Below are 7,330 nucleotides of genomic sequence, written 5' to 3' on the forward strand. Positions count from 1 at the left end.
GGCGCGCGGACCCGGCCACGGCCGGGTCCGCACCGGCTGGCCCGCCGACCCCGCCCCCACCCCCTCACCCCGCCCCCACCCCCTCACCCCGCCCCCACCCCCTCACCCCCCCACACTCTCCCGAACGACCATGGAGACATCCATGCACAGCAGGCAACGCCTCACCGAGCAGCGGCTCGCCCGCGTCCTCGACGAGCGCATCAGGCCCGCCGTCCACGCCCGTACGGTCCCGCTCGACATCGCGATCTGGAACGTCCCCGGCGAGCCCGTCCCCGTCGCCGACGGCATCGCCGCGCCGTACCGGCCGGTGGCGCTCGGCCACCGCTGGGGGCCGCCGTGGAGCACCAGCTGGTTCCGGATCAGCGGCAGGGTGCCACAGGAGTGGGCCGGCCAACGCGTCGAGGCCGTCGTCGACATCGGCTTCAACCACACCGGTGCGGGCTTCTCCAGCGAGGGCCTGGTCCACCGGGCGGACGGCAGCGTCGTGAAGGCCCTCAACCCGCGCAACGCCTACATCCCCGTGGCCGATCCGGTGGTCGGCGGCGAGGAGTTCACGTACTACGTCGAGGCCGCCGCCAACCCGAACCTTAACGACAGCCATGTGCCCGACCCCACGGGCGGCCGGCCCTCCTGGCTGACCGGAATCGGCTTCTCCGGGGCTCCGCTCTACCAGTTGCTCCGCCTCGACCTGGCGGTCTTCGACACCGAGGTGTGGGAGCTCGCCCAGGACCTGGACGTCCTCGGCGGGCTGATGCGCGAACTCCCCGAGGGCGAACCGCGCCGCTGGCAGCTGCTGCAGACCGTCGAGCGGGCCCTGGACGTCATCGACCTGCAGGACGTGTCCGGCTGTGCCGCCGCCGCTCGTGAGGTGCTCCGTCCGGCACTGCAGGCTCCCGCCGCGCCCAGCGCCCACCGCATGTCCGCCGTCGGGCACGCCCACATCGACACCGCCTGGCTGTGGCCGCTGCGCGAGACCGTGCGCAAGGTCGCCCGGACGCTCTCCAACGTCACCCACCTCATGGACGACCACCCCGGCTTCCGTTTCGCCATGTCCCAGGCCCAGCAGCTGGCCTGGCTCAAGGAGCGCCGCCCCGAGGTCTACGGCCGCGTCCAGGAGAAGGCGAAGTCCGGACAGTTCCTCCCCGTCGGCAGTCTCTGGGTGGAACCCGACACCAACATCATCGGCGGCGAGTCCCTCGCCCGGCAGCTGATCCACGGCAAGCGCTTCTACCTCGACGAGTTCGGCGTCGAGACGGAGGAGATGTGGCTGCCCGACACCTTCGGCTACAACGCGGCCATGCCGCAGCTGATGAAACTCGCCGGCGTGCGCTGGTTCCTCACCCAGAAGATCTCCTGGAACACGACCAACAAGTTCCCGCACCACACCTTCTGGTGGGAGGGCGTCGACGGCACCCGGATCTTCAGCCACTTCCCGCCCGTCGACACCTACAACGCCGAGATCACCGGAGCCGAACTCGCGCACGCGGTGCGGAACTTCCAGGACAAGGAGGCGGCCAACACCTCACTGCTCCCCTTCGGTTACGGAGACGGCGGCGGCGGCCCCACCCGCGAGATGCTGGCCCGAGCGGCCCGGGTGGAGGACCTGGAGGGCTCTGCGAGGGTCGTCGTCGAGAGCCCCGCCGACTTCTTCGAGCGGGCGCACGCGGAGTACCCCGACGCGCCGGTGTGGCTCGGCGAGCTGTACCTGGAGTTCCACCGCGGCACGCTCACCAGCCAACTGCGCACCAAGCAGGGCAACCGGCGCGGCGAACACCTCCTCCGCGAGGCCGAGCTGTGGTCGGCGACCGCGGCCGTCCGCACCGGGTTCGCATACCCGTACGAGGCCCTCGACCGGCTCTGGAAGACGGTCCTGCTGCACCAGTTCCACGACATCCTCCCCGGCTCCTCCATCGGCTGGGTGCACCGGGAGGCCGAGGAGACCTACGCGGAGGTCACCGCCGAGCTGCACGGGATCGTCGACGCCGCCCAGCGGGCCCTGGCCGGAGAGGGTGAGGAGCAGGTGGTCTTCAACGCCTCCCCGTACACCCGCGACGGCATCCCCGCCTTCGCCGCGTCGCCGCGCACGGGCTCGCCGGCCCGTCCGGTCGCGCCCGCGCCGGCCGAGGGCGGCCACCTCCTCGACAACGGACTGGTCCGCGTCCGGATCGACGACCGGGGCCTGGTGACCTCGGCGTACGACGTCGAGGCCGGCCGCGAGGCCCTGGCTCCGGGCATGACGGCCAACCTCCTCCAGCTCCACCAGGACTTCCCCAACGAGTACGACGCCTGGGACATCGACGCCTTCTACCGCAACACGGTGCACGACCTCCGCGACGCCGAGTCGGTGCGCGCGGAGGCGGGTGGCGTGCGGGTCGTGCGGACCTTCGGCGACTCCCGGATCGAGCAGTTCATCTCCCTCCGCGAGGGATCCCGGCGGCTCGACATCGACACCGAGATCGACTGGTACGAGAAGGAGAAGCTCCTCAAGGCCGCCTTCCCGCTAGACGTCCGCGCGGACCACTCCAGCGCGGAGATCCCCTTCGGGCACGTCCAGCGCCCGACGCACACCAACACCAGCTGGGACGCGGCCAAGTTCGAGTTCTGCGCCCACCGCTTCCTCCACGTCGGCGAACGGGGCTGGGGCGCCGCCGTCGTCAACGACTCGACCTACGGACACGAGGTCACGCGGGACGTCCGCCCCGACGGCGGCACCACCACGACGGTCCGGCTCTCGCTGCTCCGCGCCCCCCGCTACCCCGACCCGGACGCCGACCAGGGCCGGCACCACCTGCGGTACGGGTTCGTGATCGGCGCCGACATCGCGGACGCGGTGCGCGAGGGGTACGGATTCAACGTGCCCGAGCGCTTCGTGCCCGGTGCCCCGTCGGAGGTCGCGCCCCTGGTCGTCACGGACGACGACGCCGTCGTCGTCGACACGGTCAAGCTCGCCGACGACCGCTCCGGCGACCTCGTCGTACGCCTCTACGAGGCGCACGGAGGACGGGCCACGGCCCTGCTGACGACCGGCTTCCCGCTGGAGTCGGCCACCGTCACCGACCTGCTGGAACGCCCGCTCGCCCCCGGCGAGGACCCCGGCGCCGCCCGGGAGACGTCCGCGGGACAGGTGTCCCTGACCCTGCGCCCGTTCCAGATCCTCACCCTCCGTCTGCGTCCGTCGACGAGTCCGGCATATCGTGACCCGGGCACGTAGGGCACCGGCCCCGCATCACAGCGCAGGAGGCTGACTCCCTTGGCGAAGGTCCTCGACCACGGTCGTCCCGTGCACGGCGGAGGTTTTCCGTTCGTGGGGCGGCAGCGCGAGCTCGAGCGCCTGCTGGACGCGGTCCGGCGTCCCCCGGCGGTCGTCCTGGTCGAGGGCGAGGCGGGGATCGGCAAGTCCCGACTCGTGCACGAGGCGGCGTACGTGCTGGCCCGCGAGGGCCGCCGGGTGCTCACCGGCTCGTGTCATCCGCTGCGCGAGCCGTTCCCGTACGGCCCGGTCGTGGACGCGCTGCGGGAGGCCGGCGACTGGCTGCCCACCGCGGGTGTCCCGCCGACGGCGGGCGCCCTCGCCCCGCTGCTCCCCGACCTGGCCGACCGTCTGCCGCCCCCGCCCGACCCCGTCGAGGACCCCCACGCCGAGCGCCACCGGCTGGTCCAGGCGGTGCGGTCCTTCCTCGCCGTGCTCGGACCGGCCGTCCTGGTCGTGGAGGACCTTCACTGGGTCGACGGCGCCACCCGGGATCTGCTGCTGCTCCTCGCCCGCGATCTGCCCGAGCAGCTCTCGCTCGTCCTCACCTACCGTGCCGAGGACCTGCCGCCGGGGACCCCGGTGCTCGGCGCCGCCTACCGCCACCCGCCGGGCGTGGGCGGTACCACCCTCCGCCTCGGCGCCCTCACCGAGGACGACGTCCAGGAACTGGCCACCGCGACCCTCGGCCACCACGCCACCCGGGCGATCGGCCGGGCCCTGTACCGTCGCAGCGAGGGACTGCCGCTGGTCGCGGAGGAAGACCTGATCACGCTGCGCGAGCAGGACCGGCAGAGGGACTCCGACGACGACGCCGTGGAGAGACTGCGCCGGGCGGACGTGCCGCGCGGGCTCCGCGAGGCCGTCACCGAGCGGCTCGCCGCGCTGACGCCGGCCGGTGCGGCCGTCGTGGGCGCGGCGGCGGTGCTCGCCGTCCCGGCCTCCGAGCCGCTGCTCGTCCGGGTCGCCGGGCTCGACCCGGACGAGGGCGCCACGGGCATCATCGAGGCGCTGGCGGCCTCCGTCCTGCGCGAGGCGGAGCCGGGTTGCTACGCCTTCCGGCACGTACTGGCCCAGCAGGTCGCGTACCGGCACGTCCCCGGACCTCTGCGCCGGCGGCTGCATCAGAAGGCGGTGGAGGAACTGCGGGAGCAGCGCCCCGTACCGCTGGTGCAGGTCGCCCATCACACGCTCGCCCTCGGCGACCGGGAGGAGTGGCTCCGCCGCACCGAGGAAGCCGCCGACCAGGCCATCACCGTCGGCGACACCGGTACGGCGGCCACGCTGCTCCGGCAGATCCTCGAACAACACGACCCCGACGAGGCCCTCCGCTCCCGGACCGCGCTCGCCCTCGCCCGCATCGCGACCTTCGGCGCGGACCACACGGCGAACGCGGCACTCCTCCGCCGCATCCTGTCCGACCGGCAACTTTCCGAAGTCACCCGGGGCGAGGTCCGGCTCGGCCTCGGACTGCTCATGGTCACGCAGGCCGGGGACCGCGCCGGCTTCGGCGAGATCGAGCAGGCCGCCGCCGAGCTGGAGAGCCGTCCGGAGCGGGCGGCCAGAGCGATGATCGCGCTCGCCCTGAACGAGTGGGGCGGCGCGGTCGAGCAGGCCGGGGCGTGGATGGACCGGGCCGAGGCCGCCGTCGCCGGCAGCCGGAACGAAGGCATCCGGGCTGCCGTCCGGGCCACCCGGATCACCCTCATGGCACGGGAGGGCGACCCGGCGGTCTGGTCACTGCTGGAAGGGCTGCCCTGGGAGTCGGACGAGCGGGAGGTCATCCGGCAGACCGCCCGCGCCGTGCACAACGCGGGCACCCTGACCGCGGAACTCGGCCACGACAAACGCGCCCGGCGGCTTCTCGACGGAAACCAGGAACGGGCCGACACGTCGGGCATCCCGTACCTGGGCGTGTACGGACAAGCCACCCTGCTGAGCCTGGACTACCTGGGCGGCCGGTGGGACGGCCTGGAGGAGCGCCTCGCCGCCCTCGCCGACGCGTACCCCGACATCACCTTGGTCGGCGTCGAACGCGCCCTGCTTCTCGGTGGTCTGGCCGCGGCCCGCGGGCAGCGCAGCCGGGCGCTCGAACACTTCGGCACCGCGGCGGCGTACGGGCAGGGCCACTCCGAGGTGAGCGTGGCGCTCCGGGCGGCCGCCGGACTCGTCAACCTCCGGCTCGCCCTGGGCGGCGCCGAGGAGGCCGCGGCCGCGGCCGCGCCCGCCGTCGCACTGCTGCGGGAGGCCCGGGCCTGGCCGAGGAACGCCGGGCTGCTCTCGGCCGCGGTCGAGGCGGCGCTGGGCATCGGCGACCGCGGCGGCGCCGAACGCCTCGCGCAGGACGCCGAACACGGACTGCGGGGACGGGACACACCCGCCGCGTTCGCCGAGCTCCACCTCGCCCGCGGCCTGTTGCTGTGCGACGGCTCGCCCGCCGAGGCAGCAGAGCGGTTCGGGCGGGCCCGGTGCGCGTGGCAGGAGATCGGCCGCCCCTACGAGGCCGCCCGCGCCGCCGAGCGCCTGGGGCGCATCGAGGCGCTCACGCGGCCCGGCGGGGAGCCGCGGCACCTCGTCGAGGCGCTGGACGCCTACACGCGGCTCGGCGCGTCGGCCGACGCGGCACGCTGCCAGCACGCCCTGCGCGAACTCGGTCTTGGGCAGCGGGCGTCGCAGGGGCGCAAGGGGTACGGCGACCGGCTGTCGCCTCGTGAGCTCCAGGTCGCCGAGCTGCTGTCGCGCGGAGCGACCAACCAGGACATCGCGACGGGGCTCTTCCTGTCGACCCGCACCGTCGAACAGCACGTCGCCCGGGTCCTGCGCAAGCTCGGCACCACGCGGAGGACGGTGGGCGAGGCGCTGCGGAGGCAGGGGCAGGGCCGCTGAGCCCGGGCTCCGGCTCCCTTACGTATACCTACTTCGGCCACCCCTGATTGTCCGCGGAAGCCGGTGACGGCATGGTCGGGTCCGCCCCGGGCGGCCCGCACTCCGCCCGGACGTACCAGGAGCTGACATGGCCACTTCCCCTCTTCCTCGTACCGCCGATCCCACCGCCGTCGCGGACGGGCCCGACCGGCCGAGCAGACCGGTCTGACGAGGGCCGGTCGGAGAGACAAGGCGTGCGTGCCGCGTCGGGTACGCAGGCAGCCCGGCCGGCGCACACCGAGATCGACAAGCGGCGCGCCGGACGGCGGCTCCCGCCGGCCTGAAGGGCTGAGCCGCAGCAACAGCCCGCGCCTCCTGACGCCGGACCGACGGCCCGGACCCCCATGCCGGGCCGTCGGTCCGGTCCGCACCATCCGCAGATCCACATACCCGCACCCCCCACCCCGGAGGGAAACACATGACGTTCGAGAGGCCGGCCTCCACCGGCAAAAGGCCCGTGACCCGCATTCTGCCCGCCACCGTCGCCGTGTCGGCGCTGGTGCTCGCCGGAATCACCGGGGCCGACGCGGCACCGCTCGCCACGAGTGCGACGGCTGCCGCCGTGGTGGCCCCCACCGCTCTCACCGGGCCGCAGCTGGCGGCGTCCTGGACGGCTCCGCTGAGTACGCGGGGCCGGTACGTCGTCGACGCGAAGGGCAACCGTTTCAAGCTGAAGGCGGGCAACTGGGCCGGTGCCCAGGGCACCTGGGAGGGCAGCGGCAGCGAGAGCGATGTGGCCGAGCACCAGGCCGACCAGATGTCGAACAACATCCCGCTCGGCCTGGACCGCACCCCGATCGCCAAGATCCTCGCGGACTTCCACGCGCTGGGCCTGAACACCATCCGCCTGCCCTACTCCGACGCGATGATCAACGACGACACCACGGTGCCGAACTACGCCGTCGCGGCCAACCCGCAGCTGGAGGGCAAGACCCCGCTGGAGGTCTTCGACGCGGTGGTCAAGGCACTGACCGCGGACGGCTTCGCCGTCGTCCTGAACAACCACACCACGACCTACCGCTGGTGCTGCGGCCTGGACGGCAACGAGCGCTGGAACACGAGCCAGTCCACCGAGGAGTGGATCGACAACTGGCTGTTCCTGACGGAGCGCTACAAGTCGAACAAGCGAGTGGTCGGCGCGGACCTGCGCAACGA

At 73.3% G+C, this 7,330-nt stretch carries 3 protein-coding genes; all 3 read left to right on the plus strand.

The window, feature by feature from the left end; all coding sequences use genetic code 11:
* Positions 1 to 142 precede the first annotated feature (142 nt).
* A complete protein-coding gene (locus ACGFMM_RS35685) occupies positions 143 to 3,211 on the plus strand; it encodes an alpha-mannosidase (RefSeq protein ID WP_393650654.1) in 3,069 nt (1,022 codons plus the stop codon).
* Positions 3,212 to 3,250: 39 nt separating this feature from the next.
* A complete protein-coding gene (locus ACGFMM_RS35690; protein WP_393650655.1) occupies positions 3,251 to 6,136 on the plus strand; it encodes an ATP-binding protein in 2,886 nt (961 codons plus the stop codon).
* Positions 6,137 to 6,632: 496 nt separating this feature from the next.
* On the plus strand, positions 6,633 to 7,330 hold a 698-nt coding region (locus ACGFMM_RS35695), incomplete at its 3' end, for a cellulase family glycosylhydrolase (protein WP_393650656.1).

The organism is Streptomyces sp. NPDC048604, assembly GCF_043199435.1.
Classification (GTDB): domain Bacteria; phylum Actinomycetota; class Actinomycetes; order Streptomycetales; family Streptomycetaceae; genus Streptomyces.